We start from the raw sequence: 25,367 nt of genomic DNA on the forward strand, positions 1-25,367 counted from the left end.
CCAAAGACCGCCTGACCGTGGCCGCCGACCCATTGACGATCATGGTGTTCCGCGGAACCGCACCCGCGGCGCCACCCAGCGCCCGCCGCCGGTGTCACCGATCGCGAAATGGTGCCAACCTGACCGGCTTCGGGGATCAGTCGGCTTCGAGGAACTCAGTCGGCTTCGAGGAACAGAGCCGCCTGGCTGCGCCCCAGCGGGTCGGTCGGCGGTTCGAGGCCGAGATGCTCGAAGGCGGCGGGGGTGGCCACCCGGCCGCGCGGGGTCCTGATCAGCATGCCGGCCCGCAACAGGAACGGCTCGGCCACGTCCTCGACCGTCTCGGGCTCCTCACCGACCGACACCGCGAGCGTGGTGAGCCCGACCGGCCCGCCGCCGAACCGGTTGACCAGCGCCTCGAGGACGGCGCGGTCGAGCCGGTCGAGCCCGAGTCCGTCGACGTCGTAGACCCGCAGCGCGGCGCGGGCGATCTCACGGGTGACGATGCCGTCGGCGCGCACCTCGGCGTAGTCACGCACCCGGCGCAGCAGCCGGTTCGCGATCCGCGGGGTGCCGCGTGATCGGCCGGCGACCTCGTGGGCCCCCTCGGGGGTGAGCTGCACGCCGAGCAGGCCGGCGGATCGGGTGAGCACCTGGGCGAGCTCGTCGGGCCGGTAGAAGTCCAGATGGGCGGTGAAACCAAACCGGTCGCGCAGCGGCCCGGTCAGCAGCCCGGACCGGGTCGTCGCGCCGACCAGGGTGAACGGGGCCACCGACAGGGGGATCGCCGTGGCCCCGGGGCCCTTGCCGAGGATCACGTCGACGCGGAAGTCCTCCATCGCCGAGTAGAGCAGTTCCTCGGCCGGCCGGGCGATCCGGTGGATCTCGTCGAGGAACAGCACCTCACCCGGCGACAGTGCGGTGAGGATGGCGACGAGGTCGCCCGCGCGTTCGATCGCCGGACCGCTGGTCATCCGCAACGGCACGCCGAGCTCCTCGGCCATGATCATCGCAAGGCTGGTCTTGCCCAGGCCGGGCGGACCGGAGAGCAGGACGTGGTCCGGCGGCAGCCCACGGGCCCGAGCCCCTTCGAGCATGATCGTCAGCTGTTCCCGGACCCTGCCCTGGCCGACGAACTCGCTCAGTGTGTGCGGGCGCAGGCCCGCCTCGAACGCCCGCTCCTCCGCGCTGGCGACCGCCGAGACCAGTCCCTGATCACTCATCGGTCCCCCAGGCCGTCATCGGCGCAGCACGGCGAGGCAGGCGCGCAGCAGCGTCGCCGCGTCGGGGGGCGAGGCCCCGACGGGTTCCCCGGCATCGTCATCCGCCGACTCCGCGAGGGCCGCCAAAGCCCGGGCGACCGCATCCTCCGCCTCGCGTGCCGAATAGCCGAGCCCGCCGAGCGCCTCGCGCACGGAGTCGGCGACCGCGCCGGCGGCCCCACCGAGGCCTCCCGCCGAGACGGGCACACCCGCCCCACGCGGGCCGGGAACGGCCACGGGACCACGGGGTGGGCCAAGCCGGTCGCGCAGGTCCAGCACGATCCGCTGGGCTCCCTTGCGACCGATGCCGGGCACCCGGGTGAGCACCGTGAGGTCCTCCTCAGCGACAGCCCGGCGCACCGTGTCGGGATCGTGCACGCCAAGGACGGCTTGGGCGAGCTTCGGGCCCACCCCGGCCGCGGACTGCAGGATCTCGAACACGTCCCGGGCGTCGGACTCGGCGAAACCGTAGAGGGTCAGCTCCGTCTCCCGCACGACCAGGGCGGTGGCCAGCGTGGCGGGCTCACCCACCCGCAGGGCGGCGAGCGTCGCCGGGGTGCACTGGACGAGCAGGCCCACCCCGCCGACCTCGACGACGGCGGACAGCGGCCCGAGCGCCGTGACCCGGCCGGACAGCGACGCGATCACCGGGCGCCGCCGGCCTGCGACGCCGACCGCATCCGGGCCAGCGCCGGTCCACGCCACAGGTGGCACAGCGCGAGCGCGAGCGCGTCAGCCGCGTCCGCGGGCCGCGGCGCCTCGGACAGCCCGAGCAGCCTACTGATCATGAAACCAACCTGGGCCTTGTCAGCCCGACCGTTACCGGTGACGGCCGCCTTGACCTCGCTGGGCGTGTACAACCCCACCGGCAGGTCCCGCCGGGCCGCCAGCATGATGGCCACCGCACCGGCCTGGGCGGTACCCATCACCGTGCGCACGTTGGCCTGGCTGAACACCTTCTCCACCGCCACGGCCTGCGGACGGGCGCGGTCCAGCCAGGCGTCGATCCCGTCGGCGATCGCACGCAGCCGATCGGCCACATCCGCCCCGGCCGGGGTACGCACCACCCCGACCTCGACCAGGCTGGCCCGACCTCCAACGGCTCCGTCGACCACCCCCAGACCACACCGGGTCAGGCCCGGATCGACCCCGAGCACCCGCATCCGACCTCCCGAGAACACATGCCCACGGACCAGCCCGCCGCCCGCGCCCACCGTGTAGGCCGGCCCACGACAACGGGAACACGCGTTCGATACTACGGTGTGCGGCGCAACCGCGACATCCACGACACGCCGCGCGCCGCGCAGTCGCCCCGCCCACCTGTGCGGCCACGTCCCCGCCGGCCGGCACCGGTCGGGTCCGGACGTCCGGACGGCGACGGGCACGCGGCGACACCCTGCGCTCAGCTGGTGACGAGCTCCATGACGTCATCGGAGATGTCGCCGTTGAACCAGACGTTCTGCACGTCGTCGAGATCCTCGACCGCCTCGACGAGCTTGAGCACCTTGGCGGCGGGCTCGGCGTCCAGTTCGACACTCACGCTGGGCAGCCAGGAGATGTCCGCGGAGCTCACCTCGAGTCCCGCGTCGGCCGCGGCGACCCGCACGGCGTGCAGGTCCGTCGCCTCGGAGATCACCTCGAAGTCGTCCCCGAGATCGTTGACCTCCTCGGCGCCGGATTCGAGCACGGCGAGCAGCACGTCGTCCTCGGTGAGCCCGTCGGTCTTGGCGAGCAGCACGACCCCCTTGCGGTTGAACAGGTACGACACCGATCCGGGATCGGCCACCGTCCCACCGTTGCGGGTGATCGCCACCCGGACGTCGGAGGCGGCCCGGTTGCGGTTGTCGGTCAGGCACTCGACGAGAATCGCCACCCCGGCCGGCCCGTAGGCCTCGTAGGTGATGTTCTCGTAGTTCACGCCGCCGCCGAGCTCGCCGGAGCCGCGTTTGACCGCCCGTTCGATGTTGTCGTTGGGCACCGACTGTGACTTCGCCTTCGCGATGGCGTCGGCGAGCGTCGGGTTGCCGGCCGGGTCACCGCCGCCGGTCTTGGCCGCGACCTCGACCGTCTTGATCAGCTTGGCGAACAGCTTGCCGCGCCGGGCGTCGATGACGGCCTTCTTGTGCTTCGTGGTCGCCCACTTGGAGTGACCGCTCATGTCCCGCCCCTCTTAACTTCTTGCTCGCGATCACCGACCTGATCCGGACGATCGCACGATGTCGACAAAAAGCTGGTGGATCCGCGAGTCACCGGTGAGCTCCGGATGGAACGCGGTGGCCAGCAATGGTCCCTGGCGGACCGCCACCGGCGCCTCGGCGACGCGGGCCAGCACCTCGACCGTGTCACCCGCCTTTTCCACCCATGGTGCCCGGATGAAGACCGCGTGCACGGACGGTCCCGGCACGCCGACGACGTCGAGGTCGGCCTCGAACGAGTCAACCTGTCGGCCGAAGGCGTTGCGCCGGACGACCACGTCCAGCCCGCCGACCAGTGGCTGGTCCGGCCGGCCGTCCACGACGTCCCGCGCAAGCAGGATCATGCCAGCACACGATCCGAACACGGGCAAGCCTGCCGCGACCCGTGACCGCAACGGCTCCAGCAGCGCGAAGACCCGCAGCAGCCGCCCCATGGTGGTGGACTCTCCGCCGGGCAGGACCAGTCCGTCCACCTCGGCGAGTTCCGCCGCCCGGCGGACCTCCACCGGATCCGCCCCGGCCTCGGTGAGTGCCCGGGCGTGCTCACGCACATCCCCCTGCAGGGCGAGAACGCCGATCCGCGGACCGCCCACCAGCCGCGGTCGGCTCACCAGCCGCGGTCGGCATAGCGGGCCGTCGCCGGCAGCTCCGAGACGTTGATGCCGACCATCGCCTCGCCGAGCCCGCGGGACACCTTCACCAGGACGTCCGGGTCGTTGTACATGGTCGTGGCCTCGACGATCGCCCGGGCGCGCCGTGCCGGGTCGCCGGACTTGAAGATCCCGGAACCGACGAACACGCCGTCCGCACCGAGCTGCATCATCAGCGCCGCGTCGGCCGGGGTGGCGATGCCGCCGGCGGTGAACAGCACGACGGGCAGCCGCCCGAGCCTGGCCACCTCGGCGACGAGCTCGACCGGGGCGCGCAGTTCCTTGGCCGCCGCGTAGAGCTCCTCGGCCGGCAGGCCGGCGAGCCGCGCGATTTCGGCCCGGATGGTGCGCATGTGCACCACGGCGTTGGACACCTCGCCGGTGCCCGCCTCCCCCTTGGAACGGATCATCGCCGCGCCCTCGGCGATCCGGCGCAGTGCCTCGCCGAGGTTCGTCGCCCCGCAGACGAACGGGACGGTGAACCGCCACTTGTCGATGTGATGGTGTGGGTCGGCCGGCGTGAGCACCTCCGACTCGTCGACGTAGTCGACGCCGAGGGCCTGCAGCACCTGGGCCTCGACGAAGTGCCCGATCCGCGCCTTGGCCATGACCGGGATCGACACGGCCGCGACGATCTCGGAGATCATGTCCGGGTCGCTCATCCGCGCCACGCCGCCCTGGGCCCGGATGTCGGCAGGTACCCGCTCCAGAGCCATGACGGCGACGGCGCCGGCATCCTCAGCGATGCGCGCCTGCTCGGCCGTGACCACGTCCATGATCACGCCGCCCTTGAGCATCTCCGCCATGCCTCGCTTGACGCGGGCCGTGCCGGCGTGGCGGGCGGAGTCGGCCGCCGGGCCGCTGCTGGGGGCGCTCTGGGCCTCGGACATGATGTGCCGTCGCTTTCGCTCCAGTCGGGCTCCACGCACGGACCGGCACCGCCCTGACCTGCGCGGCGCCGGTGCGGACGCCACGCGGGAGGTCGGATGCCCGGCCCGGTGATTCCCGTGCGGGTGGGTCGGTACCCCATCGTACGGCGCAGTCCGACCCACCCGGGACCCGCGAACACCGCGGCAGGACACCCACGGCCGGTGGGCGTATCCGTTTTTCGGGATACCTCCCACCGGGCGAACAGCGGGACAGCCGGTGACACGGCGGCGAGCGACACGGCGGCCAGCACCGAGAGAGCGACGTCCGCTCAGGAGGCCAGGCCCGGCAGGTCACCCCGCGCCGGCAGCGCGTCGTCGATCTCGAAATAGCCGGGTGTCGGCCGGCGACCGGCCAGATGCAGCACCCGCACCAGCCGGCGGCCGGCGAGTGCCCGCAGGTCGCGGACCGCGTCGTTGTGGAACTGGCGGGCGAGCGCCACCCGGGCCGCCTCGCTGTCGACGGAGTGCAGCTCGGCGGGAAACCGCTGCCCCGCCGCCGCGACCTCGCCGGAGCGCAGTGACCGGCTCAGTGCGTTCTCGGCCAGTTCGACGCCCCGGTCCAGCGGGCCGCCGGCCAGCAGCACCGGGTGGATCGCCCGCACCCGCGCGACGCTGTCGGCGAGGTCGGACAGCGCGGCCCGCTCGGCAAGCACACCCGCGGCCTGCGCCCTCGCGACCAGCTGGGTGACGAGTCCCCCGCGAGCGGCGGCGACCCGGGCGGCAAGCCGGTCGAGGCGCAGCGCCAGCCAGGTCAGATAGGTCGCGATCGCCACCACCAGGGCGACCACCACCACGAGGACGTCCATCACGCGCAGCGTAGTCAACCCCGGGCGGTGACCACCAGCCGCGGTCAGTTCGACGCGACCGACACCCGACCGTCCCCGGACACCATCCGGTACACACCGACGATGCGCTCGGCGATCGTCGGCCAGTCGTAGGATCTCGCGACCGTGTGGGCATGTCGCACCCGCTCGGCGGTACTGCCGGGGCCCGTGCCGCCCGGGTCGCCGAGGACCTCGGCGAGGACCTCGGCGAGTCGCCCCGGGTCACCGACCTCGAACAGCCGCCCCGCGCGGCCGTCGTCGAGCACCCGGCGAAACGCGTCCAGATCACTGGCGACCACCGGGGTCCCCGCGGCCATCGCCTCCAGCAGGACGATGCCGAAGCTTTCCTGCCCCGTGTTCGGTGCGCAGTAGACCTGGCCGGAGGCGAACACCCGGGGCTTGTCGGCGTCGGACACGAGCCCGATGAGGTCGACCCGCTCGCGCAGCCGCGGGTCGAGTCGGGCGCGCAACCCCGCGGTGTCACCAGGGCCGGCGACGAGCAGCCGGGCGTCGCCCACCGTGGTCGCCAGCTGGAGCATCGCGGCGAGCAGCACGTCGAGTCCCTTGCGGGGCTCGTCGATGCGGCCGAGGAACACCACGGTGGGCCGGCCGTCGGCATAACCGGGCAACGGTGTGGCGCCCGCGAAATCATCCACCGCGACGCCGTTGGGGATGAGGATCGCGTCGGCGCCCAGATGTTCGACCAGCGTGCGCCGTGCCGCCTCGGACACCGCGATGCGCGCGCGCAGCTTCTCGAACGACGGCTGCAGGGCACCCTGCGCCGCGGTCAGAAACCGTGAGCGCGGGTTGGCGGTGTGGAAGGTCGCCACGATCGGGCCGTCGGCCAGCATGCAGGCCAGCAGGCTGACGCTGGGCGCGCTGGGCTCGTGGACGTGCAGCACGTCGAAGTCGTGCTCGCGCAGCCAGCGACGCACCCGGGCGGCGGAGACCGGGCCCATCAGCAGTCGCGCGACCGAGCCGTTGTAGCGCACCGGCAGGGCCCGCCCGGCGTCCACCGCGTACGGCGGCAGGGTCCGCTCGTCGTCGACCGGGGTGATCACCGACACCTCGTGGCCGGCCGCGATCAGCGTCTCGGCCAGGTCCCGCACGTGCACCTGCACGCCGCCGGGCACGTCCCAGGTGTACGGGCAGGCGATCCCGATCCTCATGGTCCCCAGGGCGCGGGCATCGGCGGCGCGGCGTGCGGCGCCGAGATACCCACTGCCGCCGAGGAGTTCCCTGCTGCCGGCGGGTTCTGGGCGGCCGGCAGGGGCGCTCCCGCCGAGGGCCGCGTCCCGTCGCCCACGTCGTCCCGCCAGACCCGCTGCAGCATGTGCCAGTCGGCCGGATGAGCGGCGATGCCGGCGGCGAAGGCATCGGCGAGGCCCTGGGTCATCGTGGCCACATCGCTGTGTGCCACCGCCGGATGGATCCGCGCGCTCCAGCCGTCCCGGTCGAACCACAGGGTGACCGGCAGGAGCACGGCACCGGTGTCCAACGCGAGCGCCGCGGGACCCCCGGGCATCGTGGCGGTCGACCCGAAGAAGCGCACCGGTACCCCGGCCCGGGACAGATCCCGGTCGGCGAGCAGGCAGAGCATCCCGCCGGCCCGAAGCCTCGCGGCGAGCAGCCCGTACGGCGGGCTCTCACCACCGGTCAGCGCGATGACCTCCATCCCGAGCGCCGTGCGGAAGGCCAGGAAGCGCTCGAACAGCGACTCCGGCCGCAGCCGCTCCGCCACGGTGGTGAACGGGATGCCCGTGGCCACCAACCAGGCGCCCGCCTGCTCCCAGTTGCCCATGTGTGGCAGGGCAAGGATCGTGCCCGCGCCCTGAGCGTGGGCATCACGCAGCAGGTGTTCGTCGACCAGCCGCATCTGTCCGATGATCCGCTCGGTGCCGAGGTCGGTGAGGCGGAAGACCTCCATCCAGTAGCGGGCATACGAGCGCATCGCCGCGCGGGTGAGCCGGTCGAGGTCGGTGCCGGCCGGGGCGACCCGCGCCAGGTTCGCCCGCAGCCGGCGAACCCCGCGACCGTCACGACGCCAGGCGAGGTCGGCCGCCATCCGGAAGCCGGCGGCGGCCAGTGGCTCCGGCAGCAGCCGAACACCCCGCCAGCCCAGCGCATAGGCGAGGTCGGTCAGTCGGCCGGCACTCACAGCTGCGGCGGGCCGCCGCGGGGGGACCTCACTGCGGCGGATCCGCTGAGGGTGGAGGCCGCCGAGGGCACGGTCACGGTGACCACGGGCACGGAGCCCGCAGGAGCGCTCGCGGCCACCGCGGACGTGGACGGAAACTGGGGGCCGGCCGTTCCCGTCGGCCCGGCCGGCCCCGAGGGGCCCGCACCGGGACGGCGGGTGGCCGTCCGCGCGGTCGGCGCCGAGGGACCGGGCGGGTCGCCGGCCCGGTCCCACTGCCGGTAGACGTGCACCACCCGCTGCACGACGGTCAGCGTGGTCGCGGCCACCAGGAACCACAGCGCCGCGGGCAGCAGGAAGGGCACGCCGAGCCCATACAGGCCGGCGGCGACCAGCAGGATGAGCAGCCGCTCCCCGCGCTCGGCGAAGCCGACGTCGCAGGTGAAACCGAGCCCCTCGGCACGGGCCTTGACATAGGAGGTGATCGATCCCGCGATCAGGCAGATCAGCGCCGCGACCACGAGTGGCATCGAGTCGCCGTCGCCGGCGTACCAGATCACCAACGAGCCGAAGATCGCCGCGTCGCCGACCCGGTCCGAGGTGGAGTCGAGAAAGGCCCCCCACTTGGACGACAGGCCCCGGGCCCGGGCGATCACTCCGTCCATCAGGTCGGAGAAGACGAACAGGGTGATCACGACGGTGCCGAGAAAGAACACGCCGCGGGTGAAGAACCCCAGCGCCGCACCCGCCACGCCGACGGTGCCAATGATCGTCACCAGATCCGGCGACACCGAGGAACGGGCCGCCCACCGGCTCACCGGGTCGAGCACCTTCTGGATCTGCGGTCGTGCCTTGCTTGCGAGCATGTCCGTCCCGTCGTCCCGCGTCTGCCCGGCTTCGGGCGGTCTTCACAGTACCGCCGACACGATGCACGACCTCCCATCCAATCCATGATCATTAGGCATCCGATCCAGCATCTTTGACCTATGTGACGGATCGATGGCCACAACCCCGCACACCCCCACCGCTGCGGGGCTCCTCGCCCGGCAGCCCGCGCCGAGCCCGGCCATTCCCACCGAGCCCAGGTTGTGCCACACGTCACAAGGGTGCACGCTGCCGGTACCGGCGGGCGGAGAAGTCCGGATCAGGGAGGCCGCGATGACGGTGGACTCGAATGAGGTACGCAACGCTGACAGAGACCGCACGGGCAGGGGACGGTCCCCCGCCGGCAGCACGCACGATGTCCCGAAACGGGGCATCCCGAAACGGGATATCCCGACCCGAGACGCCCCGGCACGAGCGGCCACAACACCGGACGTCACCGCACGAGAGGTAACCAGGCAGGACATCGCCGAGCCGGACGCCACTGATCAGCAGGCCGCGGCGCGGGGCCCGGCGATACGCAACATCGCACTGGTGGGGCACAGCGGCGCGGGAAAGACGGCCCTGGTGGACCGGCTGTTGGCCGCCGCCGGCCCGCCCGAGCGACCGGGCGAGCATCACGCGGCTCACACCAGTTACATCGGACACGCCGACCCCGAGCACCGCCAGGCCCGTTCCGACGGGCTCACCCTGTGCTCCGTCAGCCACCGCGGGCTGACCATCAACCTGCTCGACACCCCGGGCCATCCCGACTTCGTCGGCGAGCTGCGGGCCGGGCTGCGCGCCGCCGACGCGGCCCTGTTCGTCGTCAGCGCCGTCGACGGTGTGGACGCCACGACCAGGCAGCTGTGGGCCGAGTGCGCCATGGTCCGGATGCCGCGGGCGATCGCGCTCACCCACCTCGATCACGACCGGGTCGACATCGACGCCGCGACACAGGAATGTCAGCGCGCGTTCGGCCCCGGGGCGCTGCCCGCGTTCCTCGCCGTCCGAGTGCGCGCCGTCCAAGAGCCGAACGGCGCGGAGGCAGCCGGCGCAGGGGCCGGGACAGCCAGCGCAGGGGCCGGGACAGCCAGCGCAGGGACAGAGACAGCCAGCGGAATCAGGCTGACGGACCTGCTGCACGACCGGATCGCCGAGTACACCGCCGCGGGAGACCGGCAGGAACTGCCGGCCGGGCCTCGCCGAGACCGGCAGGAACCGCCGGTCGAAGCGGCCCGCGCCGCGCTCGTCGAGGGGATCATCGCCGAAAGCGAGGACGAGGCCCTGTTGGAGCAGTACCTGTCCGGCGCCGATCCCGACGCGGATCTGCTGGCAGCGGACCTGGCGACCGCGGTGGCCCGGGCCGACTTCTTTCCGGTTCTGCCCACGGGGACACTGTCCGCGGCCGGCGGATTTTCGAAGATGGCGGCCACGAGCCGGGCCGCGGGCGGTTTCGGGTCGCTCGAGCTGCTGGATCTGTTCGCCACGGGCTTCCCCGCTCCGTCCGAGCATCCGCTGGGATCGCTGTGCCGGCCCGACGGCTCGCCCCACCCGGCCAGGTCCGGGGATCCGGCGGCGCCGCTCGTCGCCGAGGTCGTCCGGACGACCAGCGACCCCTACGTCGGCCGGATGTCGGTCGTGCGGGTGTTCAGCGGGACGCTGCGCCCCGACGACACCGTCCGGGTCCGCGGGCGCGGTCGGGCGCAGGCCGGACATGACGACCACGACGACGACGAGCGGGTCGGCGCGTTGTCCCGCCCGTACGGCTGCGCCCTGCACAGCGTGTCGGAGTGCCCGGCCGGCGGCATCTGCGTGGTCACGAAGCTGATGACCGCCGAGACCGGCGACACTCTGTCCGGTCGCGGCGATCCCTGCCACCTGCCGGTGTGGACCATGCCCGAACCCCAACTGCCGGTCGCGGTTCGGGCCCACGCCCGGACGGACGAGGACCGGCTGTCCACCGCGCTGTCGCGGCTGTGCCTGGAGGACCCGAGCCTGCGGGTGGTCCAGGACCCGCAGACGGCGCAGATCGTGCTGTGGAGCATGGGTGAGGCGCATGCCGAAGCGGTGCTCGCCCGGCTCGCCACCCGTTACGGCGCCGCTGTCGACACCGAACCCGCCGTCATCCCGCTGCGCGAGACCGTGGCCGCTCCCGCGCACGGGACGGGGCGCCAGGTGAAGCAGTCCGGTGGGCACGGCCAGTTCGCCGTCTGTCAGATCGAGGTTGAACCGCTGCCACCCGGCGGAGGCTTCGAGTTCGTCGACGAGGTGGTGGGCGGGGCGATCCCGCGGGCGTTCATCCCGTCGGTGGAGAAGGGCATCCGGGCACAGATGGCGGCCGGGGTGCGCCCCGGGCACCCGCTGACCGATCTGCGGGTGCGGCTCGTGGACGGCCGGGCGCACAGCGTGGATTCGTCCGATCTCGCGTTCCAGGTCGCGGGTGGCCTCGCGCTGCGCGACGCGATGCGCACCGGTGGCGTCGTCGTCCTGGAGCCCGTCCTGACGGTGGACGTGTCCATTCCGGACGAATTCGTGGGTGCCGTGCTCGGCGATCTCTCCGCCCGCCGCGGGCGGGTGGTGGGAATGGAGCCGCAGGCGCTGCCACCAGCCGAGCCCGACACCGGCCGCACCCTCGTACACGCCGAAGTACCAGAACGGGAAATGTCCCGCTATGTCATGGAGCTTCGCTCGTTGAGCCATGGCACGGGCCAGTTCCACCGCGAGCCACACGGATACGAGCCGATGCCAGACCACCTCGCCCACGCCCGGTCCGACTGACCAGAGCGCATCACTGAGCCTGCGCCGATTCCCGTTTCGGTCCGGTCGAGCTCGGCTGGCGGACTACTGGTCGGGGTCGGTGCGCGCCCACTGTTCGGCCAGCATGTCCCGGGTCTCGCCCAGGAGCGCAGGCAACACTTTGGTTGCGCCGATGACCGGCATGAAGTTTGCGTCGCCTCCCCAGCGCGGAACGACATGCTGATGCACATGGGCGGCGATTCCAGCGCCGGCGACATGACCCAGGTTCATTCCGGTGTTGAAGCCATGCGCGTCGCTTGCCGCCCGCAGGACCCGAAGAGAACGGCGCACGAAGAACGCCATCTCAATAATTTCCTCGGAGTCCATGTCGGCATAGTCGGCCACGTGGCGATAAGGCACGACGAGCAGGTGCCCCGCGTTGTATGGATATAGATTGAGTACCGCGTAGACAGACTTCCCTCGGGCGACGACCAGACCATCCTCGTCGGACATCCGGACAATGGCGCAGAAGGGGCACTCGTCATCGCGGCCGCGCCCCGCACCCTTGATGTAGGCGAGCCGGTGCGGCGTGTAGAGGCGCTGAAACGCGTCGGGAAGGCCGACCCCCGCCTGCGCCTCGAGCGGGATGCCCCCGGCCGGCGGCTGAATGGTCATCCGCGGGCCCCGCCCCGCCGAACACGGCCGGCGGAAGGCAGCAGCGACCGGGCTGGCGCGGCGCGGGCCTGACAAGAGCCGATCTGACCGGCACCACCGGCACCACGGGGCCGGACCGCCTGCGTTCTCGGCACTCCCGTCCACTTCGCCACCCGCGCCACCTCCGTCGGACGATCCTCCGGGCGGGTCCCCCGGGAAAGGTGGTCGTCGTCGGAGTCAATTTATCAGGACGCGCCTGACCTGGCCGGTCCGTGACGGGGAGAGCGAGGCGCACTGCGGGTGCGCTCCGGCAGGCGAAGAGGGAGACTGACGGCGTGGGGGGGTCGCCGCCAGTCTCCCTCGAGTGGCGTATTTGGTTTCGAAACCACGGCGCCCCGAACGTCGGCGAGCAACACTGCACGCACCGCGACCAGGAGGGATCTCCCGGCACGCCCGGACAGGCAGCCGCTTCGACCAATGGAGCCCGTAACGCCTTGCCCGATCAGCCTAGCGGGCAGCCGGCCGATCTGTACAGAGCGGACGTCATGCCGCTTTGAAATACCCGACCAGGGCCAGCAGGGTCGGCGCGATTCCCACGCCCCACCCACCACCCCACCGAAAGGGCGGGACCGAGAACGATGCCGATCCACGCCGGGCCGACGGGTGCAACAACGCGCTCGCGATTCAACGTCCCGCGACGGCCGGATCTCCGCGCGGCCGCCCGTCACGAACCACCCGGGGTAGCCCACCAGTGCCCAGCCGCTCCGCCCTACTGCGGTGTTCCAAACGCCTCCGACGTTCTGAACACCCCTGGTCTCGCGAGTGCGGACGACGTTCCGAGTGCTGCTGACGTTCCTGGCGCGGTCAACGTTCCGAGCGCGGAGGATCATCCAGCGTCGGCTTTACCCTTTCCGTCGACCGACACCTACGGCAGGGCCCCGCCAGCAGGCCCGGCAACCAGGTGGGGCCGAGCGACTACCGCCGCGGATGCTCACTGTCCGTACAGGCCGGTCGGGCGGCGAAGCGCCGCACCCGTGATGACCCCGAACGTGGGCCCGAGGCGAGGTACCCCCGCCCGCCCGGCACCAAAGTGGGGGAAGAACGCAGATCGGTGCATCGAGCGGCGGGCCACGCCAGGCCACCAGACTGTCGGATTTGCGGTTTATATGCAGGCAGTCGGCTCGACCGGCGGACCCCGGGCGGCCGGCAGGATCGCGGGCCGCGGCGGGCCGCCACCCGGCCTCGTCGCGCCCACAGCCAAACCGTCGGAACGCTCACACCGCCACCAAAGGGGAATCCGGCGCGGATCATCAACGCCCGACGCCCCGACCCGCGACCATGGTTCTCAGACCCTGACTCATCTCCCGCCTCCGAGCCAGTCCCTGGACCGACCTCCGCTCGAAGCCCCGCCGCACCTGCCCCCGAACGACCGCCACCACCCGGAAAATCAGCCCGTAGCCCCGGCCCACCGCCCAGGAAAACCGGCCAGACAATGAGAAATCGGACAGGTCGTGGTTCCACGGGCCCGCCAGGAGCCTCGGCCAAACCCCGCCGACCTCACGGCCACATCACGCGTGGGATCACAGATTCAGCCCCGGACCGCCATCGCCAGGACGCGACAAGACCCCAAGGGGGCCGACGCCGATGTGAAGATATGCGTGGGCGTACGTGGTTTCGAACCACGGACCTCTGCCGTGTGAAGGCAGCGCTCTACCCCTGAGCTATACGCCCCTACAGGTGATGGGTCCACCCTACACGGCGCCAGCAGCGGGCCGGGCCGGGGGTCCATCGGGCGGATGCGGCGATGTCCACCGTCGGCGTCCGGTGGGTGGACTGAGTCACGTTCGCGACGACTGGCCGAGGTTGAGAACCACCCGGACGGGGAACGCTTAACGTGCAACGGCCTCGGCAGGTTGGCCCAGACACTCGGGGGATGCTCGGGCATCACGGATGGTGACCACCCATCGGCACGACGGGCGGCAAACTATCCGTTGACTGACCGATCTAGGCTCTACCGGGAAGGGCTTGCTCTTCCGGGCCGGGCAACGTCGCTCAAACCGCCGTAACGGATGTTGTCTTGGCATAATCTTGTTACCAACGGGACTCAGACAGGGAACTATCCCGTTACACGGGTGCTCGCCCGCACCACCGCACCATGAGAGGCCGCCCGATGACTATTCGTCACGATTCGATCACCGCCGAACTTGCCCTTCGTCTCGTCGTTCCCGGCGGCGCACCCGTACCGGTCGCCGCCACCGTCCGGTACGAGCCGGCCGACCCCTACGCGATCAGCATCGGGTTCCGCACCGGTGCGGACGAGGTGGTGGAGTGGACCTTCGCGCGTCAACTGCTCAGCGACGGCGTTCGCCGGCCAGCCGGCGACGGCGACGTCCAGGTATGGCCGGCAGCCCAGTCCGGCGGCCGAATCGTCTGCCTTTCGCTGTCCAGTCCGTCGGGCCACGCTCTCTTCGAGATGCCACGCTCGGAGGTACTGGCATTTCTGCGGCGGACATACTCCGCGGTGCCGCTCGGCGGCGAGAGCGACATCATCGATCTTGACGCGGAACTAGCCCTGTTGATCTGGGGCGGTCCCGAGCGGTGAATTCCACCGGGGTCGGGACAATTGCCTGGCCCCGGTGAGCCGGTGCGGGCACCTTAAGACCGGGGAGATCCTCCCCCTCGCCGCCGGATTCCCAAAGGCGGAGTCCGACGGCGGGATCCATACCCAAGGACGAACACCCCACCCGCCTGGCCGGAGTCTGTCCGGCCAGGCGGGTCGTCGTCTGGGCGGGTCATGACTACGCCGAGATGGCTGTGCCCAGTCGTGGCTGTGCGGACGGTGCCGCGGTGGCCCGGGCGGGCGCTCAGCCGCTGGCTAGTCGCACCAGCCGGGCCGCCTTGAGCTCGGTCTCACGCCACTCGTCGGCCGGGTCGCTGTCCCAGGTGATGGCGGCACCGGTGCCGAAGTGCAGGCGGCCTTCATCGAACCAGAACGTTCGGATGCCCACGCACAGCCAGCCGGTGCGTCGGTCGGCATCGACCCAGCCGATCCCACCGCAGTAGGGGCCCCGCGGCCCCGGCTCCAGCTCACCGATGATCCGTAGCGCGCTCGACTTGGGTGCGCCGGAGACCGAGCCCGCGGGGCTTGCCGCCGCCAGCAGCTCGACCCAGCCCACCGCGGGACGCAGCCGCGCTTGGACGGTGGACACCAGATGCACCAGACCGGGATGGTGCTCGACAGCGCACAGCGCCGGAACGGTCACGCTGCCGGGCAGCGCTACCCGGCCGAAGTCGTTGCGCACCAGATCCACGATCATGATGTTCTCGGCCACGTCCTTGGCGCCCAGCTCTCGGACGGTCCGCCCGGTGCCCTTGATCGGCCCCGACCGCACGAGGTCGCCGTCGCGTTCCAGGAACAGCTCCGGGGAAGCACCCGCGATGCGCAGACCGGCCTCCGGCACATCGAGCACCACCGCGTAGGGCGCGGGGTTCCCCGCGGCCAGCACTGCCGCCAGCGCCGCGGGATCCCCGGCCGCGGACTGCGCACCATCCGGGACCTCGTGATCCGGGACCTCGTGCGGGCGAGTGCGCGCCATGCGGGTGCCAGACGAGCGGGCGTCAGACCAGCTCGGGTGGCCGGACGGGGGATCGCCCGGGGTGGGCAGCGGCGCGGACAGCACTCGACAGAGGTTGACCTCGTAGACGTCGCCGGCGGCGATGTGCGCCCGGATCGCGTCGGCCCCGGCGAGGTATGCCGCCTGGTCCAGACTGCTCGTCCAGGCCTGCGCCGACGGGCCCTGCCACGCCCGGCGGCGCAGGGCGGCGGGACCCTCGACCGGCGCCGGAACCACGTCGGCGAAGCGCACACATCGCACGGCACCCTCGAAATCGACCACGACCGCCCAGAAGCCATCACGGTCGAGCACCGCCAGGTCGTCGGTGATCTCCAGGACGCCGGTGGCGAGCCGGCCACCGGCCAACAGGTAAGGCCGAGACGGACCCGATGCCGCGACCATGGCGGTGCCGTGCCTCCGGTTACGCCCCCGGTCCGGAACGCCCACGTTGGCCCGGCTCACGGGACTCACCTTATCCATCACCATGCTCCGCTACCGTTTCGTCACTGATTCGTCACGCTCGCCCGACGCGTGGACCAGCGCCACCGACGTGGGCCGAATCGGGTCGGAGTCACCGCGAGCCGGCCGTCACAGCCGGGCGGCGTCCGCACAGCTCCCCTGCGCCCTGAGGCCACGGCGCGCCAGCACGGACGCGGCGCCGGCGGCTGCCGGACCCGGCACCCACCAGGCCAGGTGTCCGAGCCGTGGGCGAAACCCGATGTTCACGTGGGACTCCTTGACCAAAAGCAACATTTCAAACACACCCCGCGGGCCGTTCGACGCGAGGCCCGTTCGTCCGCTAGAGTTCTACCTGCACCACCGCGAAGGGTGGTGCGGTGCGGACGTGGCTCAGTTGGTAGAGCATCACCTTGCCAAGGTGAGGGTCGCGGGTTCGAATCCCGTCGTCCGCTCGGAAACAGAGGGTTTGAGGTCCGTTCCAGCGGCACCCCGCGGCGGAGTGGCCGAGTGGTTTAGGCAAGGGCCTGCAAAGCCCTGTACGCGGGTTCGATTCCCGCCTCCGCCTCTGGTTCATCGCGGGCGATTAGCTCAGTGGGAGAGCGCTACCTTGACACGGTAGAGGTCACTGGTTCAATCCCAGTATCGCCCACCCTCGGGGTGGACACCCCTTGTACGAACGGCCACTCCTAGGAGTGGCCGTCGTCATGTTCGCGGTCGGTCTCCATGCCCCTCAGGTCCTCGTCACGGCGCCCGCGGTCCGCACCTCGGCAGCGGATCACCAGGCCGGGCCGGACGTCTGGATATGCGGGCCAGCCGGCGCGGCCTACCGCCGGGTGGTCGGTCGTGCACTCAGGAACGTCGAGACGCCGTCGGCGAGGCCATTCGCGGCCCGGGCCCGCCAGGCCGGGTCGACCAGTTCGGCAGCGTCGATCGGGTTGCGCATGTTGCCGCATTCGAGGAAGACCTTCGGTACCCGGGAGAGGTTGAGGCCCCCGAGGTCGGACCGGATGGTCATTCCCTGCTGACCCAGGTAGTCGGCGAGCGGCTGGCCGGTCGCCCGGCCGAACGCCGCGCGCAGGGTCGTGGCGAGTTCCGCGGACGGCGCCAGGATCGCCTCGTTGGTCCGGTCGGGGCTGAGCGCCGGTGCGATCACGTGGAACCCCCGCCCGGTGGCGGGACCCCCGTCGGCGTGGATGGACACCACGGCATCCGCGCGCAGATCGTTTCCGATCTTCGCCCGCTCGTCGACGCACGGGCCGACTCCGGTGTCGCTGGTGCGGGTGAGGCGTACCGTCGCGCCGCGGGAACGCAGGATCGCGGCCGCCCGCTGGGTGACATCGAAGGTGAACGCGTGCTCGGGGTAGCCGGCGTCGGTCTGCGCACCGACGGTGTCGCATTCCTTGCTGATCCCTCCGGCCGGAACCTGCCGGTTGATAGCCGCGGGGTCGCCGCTGTTTCCACCGTTGTGACCGGCATCGAGCACAATCACACGGCCGCCGAGAGACTGTGCCGCCGCCGGGTCCAGAGCGGCGGTCGAGACGGCGCCGCCCCCGCCGCGGTCCAGTAGGACGCGCAGCCCGTAGCCGGCCGCCAGGGCCAGCAGGACCACCACGACCGCGCCGACCGCCCAGAATCGAAACGACCGACCGTTGGAGTACCCGACCGGCATCGGCCTCCTGATCGACGTCGGGGGCATCGCGACCGGTGTCCGGCCATCCGCCCATGGAGTGTCAGGTCTCCCGCCCGTGACTTCACACCGTATGCGATCGACGCGGTACCCGTCGCTGCCTACCCCGGCCGGGGCGGTCGGCCGATCAGGGAGTCAGCGACATCAGGCGGACCTACATCAGCCGGTCACTCGCTCAGGCGGTGACGAAGTCGATCAGCCGTTCCACCGCGCCGAGCAAACCGACCTCCAGGTCGGCGTAGCTGTCGACACCGGCCAGTACCCGCCGCCACAGCTCGGCCGGATCGGACACGCCCAGCGCCAGACACACCCCCTCCTTCCAGGGCTGCCCGCGCGGCACACGGGGCCAGGCGGGAATGCCCACCGACGCGGGCCTCACCGCCTGCCAGATGTCCACATACGGATGCCCGGTGACCAGCACGTGCTCACCGGTGACGGCCGAGGCCACCCGACTTTCCTTGCTGCCGGGCACGAGATGGTCCACCAGAACGCCGAGGCGACGGCCGGGCCCGGGACGGAAACCGTCCACCACGGCGGGCAGCTCGTCGACGCCGTCCAGGCTTTCCACGACCACGCCCTCGATCCGCAGGTCGTCCCCCCAGACCCGCTCGACGAGGGCCGCGTCGTGCAGCCCCTCCACGTAGATGCGACTGGCTCGGGCGACGCGGGCCCGGTGCTCGGCAACAGCCAGCGACCCCGACGCGGTGCGTGTGGGCGCGGCGGGCGCGCCGCGCCGCGGGCGGACCAGCGTGACCCGTCGCCCGTCCAGCAGGAACCCGCCCGGCTCGAGCGGGAACACCCGACGGACGCCATGGCGGTCCTCGAGCGTCACCCCGCCGGCCTCACCGCCGACCACCGCACCGCAGAACCCGGACGCGACCTCCTCGACAACGAGATCCGCCTCCAACTCGACCTCAGAGACGACAGGCGGACGGGCACGGGCGGCCGGAGCCAGTACGTCCCCGCCGTAGTCACGGCTACGCATGGAGGGAACCTAAGCCGCGAGCCAGGCATGATCAGGGATATCGGCACTGGCGTGTCGCGACGCGACACCGGGGACAGATCCTGCCCGACGCGGCCATTTTCCGCATCGCCGCCCGCATCCCTCTCGACGCGACCGCTCAGTCGACGGGACACTACCAACAACGCCGCTGGCCACGACATCACCGCACGGGACATCACCGCACGGGACACTGCCGGACGGGACACTGCCGGACGGGTCCCTGAAAGGCCAGCTCGGCCAGTCACCTGCCCACGCCCGTGGGCAGTGATGCGCACGGCCGGCCAAGGCCGGTACGGAACGGAACGGCGCGAGGGGAAGGTGGGCCCAGATGCCGGACGTGGGCTACGGACCGCGGGTCGCGCTGCTGGTCGTAGACGTGCAGAACGACTTCGCCGATCCGGCGGGCAGCCTGTACGTCGCAGGCGGCGAGCAGCTCGTCACGGGGATCAACGAACAGGTCGCGGCGGCCCATGCCGCGGGTTCGCCGGTGTTCTACAGCCAGGACTGGCATCCCGCCGAGACTCCGCATTTCGTCACCGGCGGTGGCGTCTGGCCACCGCACTGTGTGGCGGGTACCCCCGGGGCAGCGTTTCACCCGGACCTGGTCGTCGACGGTGAGGTCATCCGCAAGGGTGTCGACGGCGCGGACGGCTACTCGGCGTTCTCGGTGCGAGACCCGCGCTCGGGCGCCCGCCAGGCGACGATGCTGGGTGAGCGGCTAGCGCAGCTGGAAGTGACGACCCTTGTCGTGGTCGGCCTGGCAGGCGATCACTGCGTGCGGGCGAGCGCGTTGGACGCGCGCTCCCTCGGTCTGACGGTGGTGCTGCCACTGGCGCTCACCCGCTTCGTCAACCTGCAACCGGGTGACGACGATCGGGCCGTGGACGTCATGCGCGAGGCCGGGGTGCTGGTCGGCGGATGATCTCCAGCGGATGATGTCGGCGGATGTTGCGGGCATACCGAAGGCCGGTGGCACACCGGTCAGTGGGCCGGTGAGCCGGACCGCCGGTGTGGCTCACCGGCCTGGCGGCAGGCGGCTACCCGGCCGCCAGGCTCCCGGCCGGCGCGCCGGCGACCGCCGGGCTGCCGACCGCCGACCTGAGCTCACGCACGGCCTGAATCACGCCGCGCAGTCCCGGCAGACCATCCGCCGCTCGTCGAAGAGCTGGCTTCGGTGGTGCACGAGGTAGCACTGCGTGCAGGTGAACTCATCCGCCTGCCGCGGCAGCACGCGCAGGTTCAACTCCTCCCCAGCCAGGTCGGCTCCAGGCAGGCCAAGCTCGGCCTCGAACGGGTCGACCTCGTCACCGAGATCAGCCGCCGCATCCGCCCGACGTGCTTTGAGCGCCTCCAGGCTCTGCTCTGATGCGTCCTCTATGTCAGTAGTACGGGGTGTGTCGTAATCGGTGGCCACTGAGGTAACTCCCAAAATGGTTGTTCGTGTCGTGCGCAAGCCTCAACGCATGACCGCCGGGGTATGTGCCCGTCAGACCCGCGCTACCCTCATGTGGCCTTGGCCACACGCTGATGCCCGTCCGGCGCCGTTGCGCACTGAACCATGACCAAAGGCGACATCCGACGACCCGCCGCAGGTCAGCGGGAGTGTGGACACTACCGGCCGAATCGACTGGTGCGGGTGACGAGAACAGCACTCGCGGACGATGCCAGCTCAGCCGGTGCGCCGCAGCCAGGTGACGGGCGCTCCGTGAGCACCTCGACGTAGCGGCTCGAGCACGTCGTCCCAGGCGGTGCCGAGCAGGCGGTGCAGCCCGCGGGCAAGCGTCTCGCGGGCCTCGCCGCGCTCGAGCAGCGCTCGCAGGGCGGCCTCGCCGACGACGACGTCCCCGTTGGCAGCGATCGCCGCCCGATGCAGACCAAGATCCGGAGTGTACGAATAGCGCTCGGCATCGCAGCCCGGCGAGGGACCCTCGACGGTCTCGAACGTGATGTGACCGAGCCTGCGCAGGGCGGTGGCGACCCGGCCCGCGGTGCCCGGGGACGCTCGCCACTCCAGCCCGGCGAACAGGAATCCGGGCATGCCGGGCTGCGCCGTCCAGGTCAACGACACTGGCGACGACAGCACTGCGGACACACCGAACTCCAGGTGCGGGCACAGCGCCGGCGGGCAGGCGAGCACCGCCAGCTTGCCCGGCACGGCGAAGGACGACGAGCCGGACGACAGCTCACGAGCTGTCGTGGATATTGCGACCACGCAGGACCTCCGTCGACGAGGAACGCCTTCCCCTGCGTCTCATCGACCCACCCTGATGGCAAACGGAATCGTCCCATGGTCCGGCTACGCGGACTAGCCCCACCCCCTGGGAGAAGTATGACTAATTGGTCGTAAGTCCGTGCCTCTGGCAACCACAGCACCGAATCCGGCGGTGGTTCATCCGGGGGATACCCCCCATCCGAGGGAACCCCCTAGGTCTGGCCCGGACTGCCGGCCTTGCCCAGGCCGTCGCCCGGGTCAGACCCGCCAGCCTGGGCCGACCCATCGGACTGGCCCGATCCGCCGGGCCTGCTCCCCGGGCCGCCAGGCTGGTCGGTCCCGCCGAGCAGACCACCAAGACCGCCGAGGACCCCGGTCAGCTCACTGGGCACGATCCACAGCTTGCTCGCCTGTCCCTGAGCGATCTGTGGCAGCGTCTGCAGGTACTGATAAGCAAGGAGTTTCTGGTCGGCGTTTCCCTCGTGGATGGCCCGGAAGACCGTGCCGATCGCCTTCGCCTCACCCTGCGCGGTAAGGATCTGCGCCTCCCGCTCGCCCTCGGCGCGCAGGATGGCGGCCTGCTTCTCCCCCTCGGCCCGCAGGATCTCGCTCTGTTTCACACCCTCGGCGGTCAGGATCGCGGCCCGGCGGTCGCGTTCGGCGCGCATCTGCTTCTCCATCGAGTCCTGGATGGAGCGGGGTGGGTCGATCGCCTTGAGCTCGACCCGGTTGACCCGGATGCCCCATTTACCGGTCGCCTCATCGAGCACACCGCGCAACTGTCCGTTGATCTGGTCGCGGGAGGTGAGGGTGGCCTCGAGGTTCAATCCGCCAATGACATTACGCAGGGTAGTCACCGTTAGCTGCTCGATCGCCCGGATGACGTTGGCGATCTCATAGGTGGCCGCCCGCGGGTCGGTGACCTGGAAGTAGATGACGGTGTCAATGCCGACGACGAGGTTGTCCTCGGTGATCACCGGTTGCGGCGGGAAACTGACGACCTGCTCCCGCAGGTCGATCCGATCCCGGATCCGGTCGACGAACGGGACCACGATGGCCAGCCCCGGCGTCAGCGTGCGGTGATAGCGCCCGAGCCGCTCGACCACCATGGCTCTCGCCTGCGGCACGATGCGCACGGCCCGTGCCAGCACCAACACCAGGACCACCGCGATCACCACGGCGACGATGACACCTGCCATGACCTGCTCCCTCCCTGTGCACCCCGCGGCCGGCCCGGCTCAGCGATCAACCCTGACGATCATCATCTCTGATGGTCACAGCTCGAACCTGTGCACGATGACGGTGGCCCCGTCGATCCGCAGCACCTGAACCTGGTCGCCGGGGTCCAGCACGACCGAGCTCGGATAGGCCCGCGCCGACCAGACCTCGCCGCGGAGCTTGACCCGGCCGCCGTTGCCGTCCACCCGTTCGACGACCACCGCACGTTCACCGATCAGCGCGGCGACCCCCGTGCGCAGCTCCGGGCCGCGCTGCAGGTGCCGGCGGGCCACCGGGCGCAGGCCGAAGCCGAAGCCCCCGGCCGCGACGGCGAAGGCGAGAACCTGCCAGACCACATCCGCGCCGAGCAGTGCGACGCCCGCCCCGACCAGCGCGGCCAGGCCCGCCATCAGCAGGATCAGGTCAAGCGTCACGACCTCGCCGACGCACAGGGCGCCGGCGACGACGATCCAGATCGCCCAGTCGGCCACGTCTCCATGCTAGGCCGACTGGACCGAACCCGATCAATGAAACGTCAATGGCCGGGTGGCCCGGGGGTCGACGACCAGCCGCTTCTCGCGCCGCCGAATCATTACGGCGCCGGTGGCCGTAGGCTTCGTGCGTATGTCGCAGGTTTGGCCTGGCCACCCCTATCCCCTGGGCGCCACATATGACGGTACGGGGACCAATTTCGCGATCTTCTCCGAGGTCGCGAGGAAGGTCATGCTCTGCCTGTTCGACGACGCCGGCCACGAGGAGCAGATCGAGCTCAGGGAGGTCGACGCCTTCGTCTGGCACGCCTACCTCCCCTCGGTCGGGCCGGGCCAGCGCTATGGCTACCGCGTGCACGGAACCTACGACCCTGCCTCCGGACACCGGTGCAACCCGGCGAAACTGCTGCTCGACCCGTACGCGAAGGCCGTGGACGGCGAGATCGCCTGGGATCAGGCGGTATTTCCCTACACGTTCGGCGATCCCGACAGTGTCAACGACGCCGACTCGGGGTCGCACATGATGAAGTCGGTGGTGATCAGCCCGTTCTTCGACTGGAACGGTGATCGTCCGCCGCGCACGCCCTACAACGAGTCAGTGATCTACGAGGCGCACGTCCGTGGGCTGACCAAGAACCATCCGGGCCTTCCCGAGGAATACCGCGGAACCTACGCCGGCATCGCCCACCCCGTGATGATCGAGCACTACCGCAAGATCGGGATCACCGCCATCGAGCTGCTGCCCGTGCACCAGTTCGTCCACGACGAGCACCTCGTCCGTCAGGGTCTGCGCAACTACTGGGGGTACAACTCGGTCGCCTTCCTCGCCCCGCACAACGGCTACTCCGCCTCCGGCGGCCACGGCCGCCAGGTGCAGGAGTTCAAGGGGATGGTCCGCAACCTGCACGAGGCCGGGATCGAGGTGATCCTCGACGTCGTCTACAACCACACCGCCGAGGGCAACCACATGGGGCCGATGCTGTGCTTCCGCGGCATCGACAACGCCGCGTACTACCGCCTCGTGGACGACGACCCGCGCTACTACATGGACTACACCGGCACCGGCAACAGCATGCGGGTGCGTCACCCGCACGTCCTACAGCTGATCATGGACTCGCTGCGGTACTGGGTGACCGAGATGCACGTCGACGGCTTCCGCTTCGACCTCGCCGCGACGCTTGCCCGCGAGTTCTACGACGTCGACCGGCTCTCCTCGTTCTTTGACCTCGTCCAGCAGGACCCGGTGGTCTCCCAGGTGAAGCTCATCGCCGAACCCTGGGACCTCGGTGAGGGCGGCTACCAGGTGGGGAACTTCCCCCCGCTCTGGACGGAGTGGAACGGCAAGTACCGCGACACTGTGCGCGACTTCTGGCGCGGCCAGGACCACGGCATCGCCGAGTTCGCCTCGCGGCTGACCGGGTCGAGCGACCTGTACGAGAACTCCGGGCGCCGACCCTGGGCATCGATCAACTTCATCACCGCCCATGACGGCTTCACCCTGCACGACCTGGTGTCCTACAACGACAAGCACAACGAGGCGAACGGCGAGGACAACCGGGACGGCTCCGACGACAACCGGTCGTGGAACTGCGGGGTCGAAGGGCCGACGGACGATCCGGCGATTGCGCACCTGCGGGCAGCGCAGACCCGTAACCTGCTGACGACGCTGCTGCTGTCCCAGGGGGTGCCGATGCTGGTCGCTGGCGACGAGATGGGCCGCACCCAGGGCGGCAACAACAACGCCTACTGCCAGGACACCCCGATCTCCTGGCTCGACTGGTCCGACGCCGAACGTAATGCCGACCTCGTCGAGTTCGTCAGCCAGGTCTGCAGGCTGCGCCGCAACCATCCCATCTTCCGCCGCCGCAAGTTCTTCGAGGGTGACGCGCCACGCGGCCAGAGCGGGCCGACCGGCAGCCAGGCGAGCACCGCCACCAGGCCAAGCCCGGCAGCCGCGGCATCGTCCGAGGACCCCGCGGCCCAGGACCCCGCGACGAAGGACATCGTCTGGCTACGGCCCGACGGCACCGAGATGACCGACGTCGACTGGGAGTCCGGCACCGCCCGTACCCTCGGGGTCTATCTCAACGGCGATGGCATCCTGGACCCGGACGCGCTCGGCCAGGAGATCAAGGACGACTCGTTCCTGCTGTACTTCAACGCCCATCACGAGCCGGTCAGCTTCCGCGCACCGGCGGCCAACTTCGGCGGCTCGTGGGAGACCGTCGTCGACACCCGACGGTCCGTCACCGGCGTCGACGCTGCTCTGGAGGCGACCTCGGTGGTCACGACCGCGTTCGAACCCACCGACGACGGCCGCCTGGTCAAAGCCGGCGACCCACTCGAGATCGACGCCCGCTCCACGGTCGTGCTGCGCCGTGTGCCCTGATCCGACCATGGGACCGGGAGGCCTGGGACCGGGAGGCCTGACGCCGGGCGGCGGCACCGGGCCG

Annotated in this window: 23 protein-coding genes and 4 tRNA genes; 7 read left to right on the forward strand and 20 right to left on the reverse strand. The window is 70.9% G+C overall.

The window, feature by feature from the left end; translation table 11 throughout:
* Nucleotides 1–155: 155 nt before the first annotated feature.
* The 10 genes from ruvB to pgsA all read right to left on the reverse strand — a co-directional run bounded on the left by ruvB (nt 156) and on the right by pgsA (nt 8,842).
* Nucleotides 156–1,202 carry a Holliday junction branch migration DNA helicase RuvB gene (gene ruvB / locus MXD95_RS01835; protein WP_250638726.1) on the reverse strand — a complete coding sequence of 349 codons (1,047 nt, stop codon included), beginning with the start codon at nt 1,200–1,202 and terminating at the stop codon, nt 156–158.
* Between the two features lie 15 nt (nt 1,203–1,217).
* The gene (ruvA, locus tag MXD95_RS01840; protein ID WP_250638727.1) at nt 1,218–1,889 is read right to left on the reverse strand and encodes a Holliday junction branch migration protein RuvA; all 672 of its coding nucleotides are present in this window, start codon (nt 1,887–1,889) and stop codon (nt 1,218–1,220) included.
* Complete coding sequence (gene ruvC, locus MXD95_RS01845) at nt 1,886–2,404, reverse strand: crossover junction endodeoxyribonuclease RuvC (protein ID WP_250638728.1); 519 nt, start codon at nt 2,402–2,404, stop codon at nt 1,886–1,888. Before ruvC ends, ruvA begins: the two co-directional genes overlap by 4 nt.
* 239 nt (nt 2,405–2,643) lie before the next feature.
* Nucleotides 2,644–3,399: a YebC/PmpR family DNA-binding transcriptional regulator gene (locus MXD95_RS01850; protein ID WP_250638729.1), complete on the reverse strand. Its 756-nt coding sequence runs from the start codon at nt 3,397–3,399 to the stop codon at nt 2,644–2,646.
* A 30-nt stretch (nt 3,400–3,429) separates the two neighbouring features.
* On the reverse strand, nt 3,430–4,029 hold the full coding sequence (gene pdxT / locus MXD95_RS01855; RefSeq protein WP_250638813.1) for a pyridoxal 5'-phosphate synthase glutaminase subunit PdxT: 600 nt from the start codon (nt 4,027–4,029) through the stop codon (nt 3,430–3,432).
* Between the two features lie 14 nt (nt 4,030–4,043).
* Nucleotides 4,044–4,976, reverse strand: a complete 933-nt coding sequence (gene pdxS, locus MXD95_RS01860; RefSeq protein WP_250638730.1) for a pyridoxal 5'-phosphate synthase lyase subunit PdxS — start codon at nt 4,974–4,976, stop codon at nt 4,044–4,046.
* Nucleotides 4,977–5,284: 308 nt separating this feature from the next.
* The gene (locus MXD95_RS01865) at nt 5,285–5,821 is read right to left on the reverse strand and encodes a hypothetical protein (protein ID WP_250638731.1); all 537 of its coding nucleotides are present in this window, start codon (nt 5,819–5,821) and stop codon (nt 5,285–5,287) included.
* A gap of 44 nt (nt 5,822–5,865) precedes the next feature.
* Nucleotides 5,866–7,008, reverse strand: a complete 1,143-nt coding sequence (locus tag MXD95_RS01870) for a glycosyltransferase family 4 protein (RefSeq protein WP_250638732.1) — start codon at nt 7,006–7,008, stop codon at nt 5,866–5,868.
* Nucleotides 7,005–7,997 (reverse strand): phosphatidylinositol mannoside acyltransferase, encoded by a 993-nt coding sequence (locus MXD95_RS01875; RefSeq protein ID WP_250638733.1) that lies wholly within the window; start codon nt 7,995–7,997, stop codon nt 7,005–7,007. Before MXD95_RS01875 ends, MXD95_RS01870 begins: the two co-directional genes overlap by 4 nt.
* Nucleotides 7,994–8,842 (reverse strand): phosphatidylinositol phosphate synthase, encoded by an 849-nt coding sequence (pgsA, locus tag MXD95_RS01880; RefSeq protein ID WP_250638734.1) that lies wholly within the window; start codon nt 8,840–8,842, stop codon nt 7,994–7,996. The genes MXD95_RS01875 and pgsA overlap by 4 nt, the downstream gene beginning before the upstream one ends.
* Nucleotides 8,843–9,134: 292 nt before the next feature.
* Between pgsA and MXD95_RS01885 the strand changes: the two genes are divergently transcribed.
* Nucleotides 9,135–11,618 (forward strand): elongation factor G-like protein EF-G2, encoded by a 2,484-nt coding sequence (locus MXD95_RS01885; protein WP_250638735.1) that lies wholly within the window; start codon nt 9,135–9,137, stop codon nt 11,616–11,618.
* Nucleotides 11,619–11,681: 63 nt separating this feature from the next.
* Here the strand turns inward: MXD95_RS01885 and MXD95_RS01890 are convergent, their stop codons facing one another.
* Nucleotides 11,682–12,251, reverse strand: a complete 570-nt coding sequence (locus tag MXD95_RS01890) for an HIT family protein (protein WP_250638736.1) — start codon at nt 12,249–12,251, stop codon at nt 11,682–11,684.
* Between the two features lie 1,638 nt (nt 12,252–13,889).
* Nucleotides 13,890–13,961 (reverse strand) — tRNA-Val (locus MXD95_RS01895).
* Nucleotides 13,962–14,400: 439 nt separating this feature from the next.
* Between MXD95_RS01895 and MXD95_RS01900 the strand changes: the two genes are divergently transcribed.
* Nucleotides 14,401–14,832 carry an SsgA family sporulation/cell division regulator gene (locus MXD95_RS01900; RefSeq protein WP_009739629.1) on the forward strand — a complete coding sequence of 144 codons (432 nt, stop codon included), beginning with the start codon at nt 14,401–14,403 and terminating at the stop codon, nt 14,830–14,832.
* 262 nt (nt 14,833–15,094) lie between these two features.
* Here the strand turns inward: MXD95_RS01900 and MXD95_RS01905 are convergent, their stop codons facing one another.
* Nucleotides 15,095–16,306, reverse strand: coding sequence for a chorismate-binding protein (locus MXD95_RS01905; protein ID WP_480024025.1), 1,212 nt, complete (start codon nt 16,304–16,306; stop codon nt 15,095–15,097).
* Between the two features lie 126 nt (nt 16,307–16,432).
* A complete protein-coding gene (locus tag MXD95_RS01910) occupies nt 16,433–16,570 on the reverse strand; it encodes a hypothetical protein (RefSeq protein WP_250638737.1) in 138 nt (45 codons plus the stop codon).
* 112 nt (nt 16,571–16,682) lie between these two features.
* Here MXD95_RS01910 and MXD95_RS01915 point away from each other — a divergent pair.
* The 3 genes from MXD95_RS01915 to MXD95_RS01925 all read left to right on the forward strand — a co-directional run bounded on the left by MXD95_RS01915 (nt 16,683) and on the right by MXD95_RS01925 (nt 16,952).
* Nucleotides 16,683–16,755, forward strand: a tRNA-Gly gene (locus tag MXD95_RS01915).
* Between the two features lie 41 nt (nt 16,756–16,796).
* Nucleotides 16,797–16,868 (forward strand) — tRNA-Cys (locus tag MXD95_RS01920).
* 12 nt (nt 16,869–16,880) lie between these two features.
* Nucleotides 16,881–16,952, forward strand: a tRNA-Val gene (locus MXD95_RS01925).
* Between the two features lie 174 nt (nt 16,953–17,126).
* On the opposite strand, the gene MXD95_RS01930 is transcribed toward MXD95_RS01925, so the two are convergent.
* Together MXD95_RS01930 and MXD95_RS01935 are read right to left on the reverse strand one after the other, a co-directional pair.
* Nucleotides 17,127–17,972, reverse strand: a complete 846-nt coding sequence (locus tag MXD95_RS01930; protein WP_250638738.1) for an N-acetylmuramoyl-L-alanine amidase — start codon at nt 17,970–17,972, stop codon at nt 17,127–17,129.
* A 193-nt stretch (nt 17,973–18,165) separates the two neighbouring features.
* Nucleotides 18,166–18,975: a DUF3097 domain-containing protein gene (locus MXD95_RS01935; protein ID WP_250638739.1), complete on the reverse strand. Its 810-nt coding sequence runs from the start codon at nt 18,973–18,975 to the stop codon at nt 18,166–18,168.
* Between the two features lie 346 nt (nt 18,976–19,321).
* Between MXD95_RS01935 and MXD95_RS01940 the strand changes: the two genes are divergently transcribed.
* Nucleotides 19,322–19,915, forward strand: a complete 594-nt coding sequence (locus MXD95_RS01940; protein ID WP_250638740.1) for an isochorismatase family protein — start codon at nt 19,322–19,324, stop codon at nt 19,913–19,915.
* 198 nt (nt 19,916–20,113) lie between these two features.
* On the opposite strand, the gene MXD95_RS01945 is transcribed toward MXD95_RS01940, so the two are convergent.
* From MXD95_RS01945 to MXD95_RS01960, 4 genes are all read right to left on the reverse strand, one after another.
* Nucleotides 20,114–20,407 (reverse strand): DUF4193 domain-containing protein, encoded by a 294-nt coding sequence (locus MXD95_RS01945; RefSeq protein WP_250638741.1) that lies wholly within the window; start codon nt 20,405–20,407, stop codon nt 20,114–20,116.
* 255 nt (nt 20,408–20,662) lie between these two features.
* Complete coding sequence (locus MXD95_RS01950) at nt 20,663–21,205, reverse strand: DUF3145 domain-containing protein (RefSeq protein ID WP_250638742.1); 543 nt, start codon at nt 21,203–21,205, stop codon at nt 20,663–20,665.
* A 212-nt stretch (nt 21,206–21,417) separates the two neighbouring features.
* A complete protein-coding gene (locus MXD95_RS01955; RefSeq protein ID WP_250638743.1) occupies nt 21,418–22,404 on the reverse strand; it encodes an SPFH domain-containing protein in 987 nt (328 codons plus the stop codon).
* Nucleotides 22,405–22,479: 75 nt separating this feature from the next.
* Nucleotides 22,480–22,914 carry an NfeD family protein gene (locus tag MXD95_RS01960; protein WP_250638744.1) on the reverse strand — a complete coding sequence of 145 codons (435 nt, stop codon included), beginning with the start codon at nt 22,912–22,914 and terminating at the stop codon, nt 22,480–22,482.
* A 133-nt stretch (nt 22,915–23,047) separates the two neighbouring features.
* On the opposite strand from MXD95_RS01960, the gene glgX reads away from it, so the two are divergent.
* Nucleotides 23,048–25,303 (forward strand): glycogen debranching protein GlgX, encoded by a 2,256-nt coding sequence (gene glgX, locus MXD95_RS01965; protein WP_250638745.1) that lies wholly within the window; start codon nt 23,048–23,050, stop codon nt 25,301–25,303.
* Nucleotides 25,304–25,367: the final 64 nt, after the last annotated feature.

Origin of the sequence: Frankia sp. AiPa1, assembly GCF_023243075.1 — a bacterium.
In the GTDB taxonomy this organism is placed as follows: Bacteria; Actinomycetota; Actinomycetes; order Frankiales; family Frankiaceae; genus Frankia.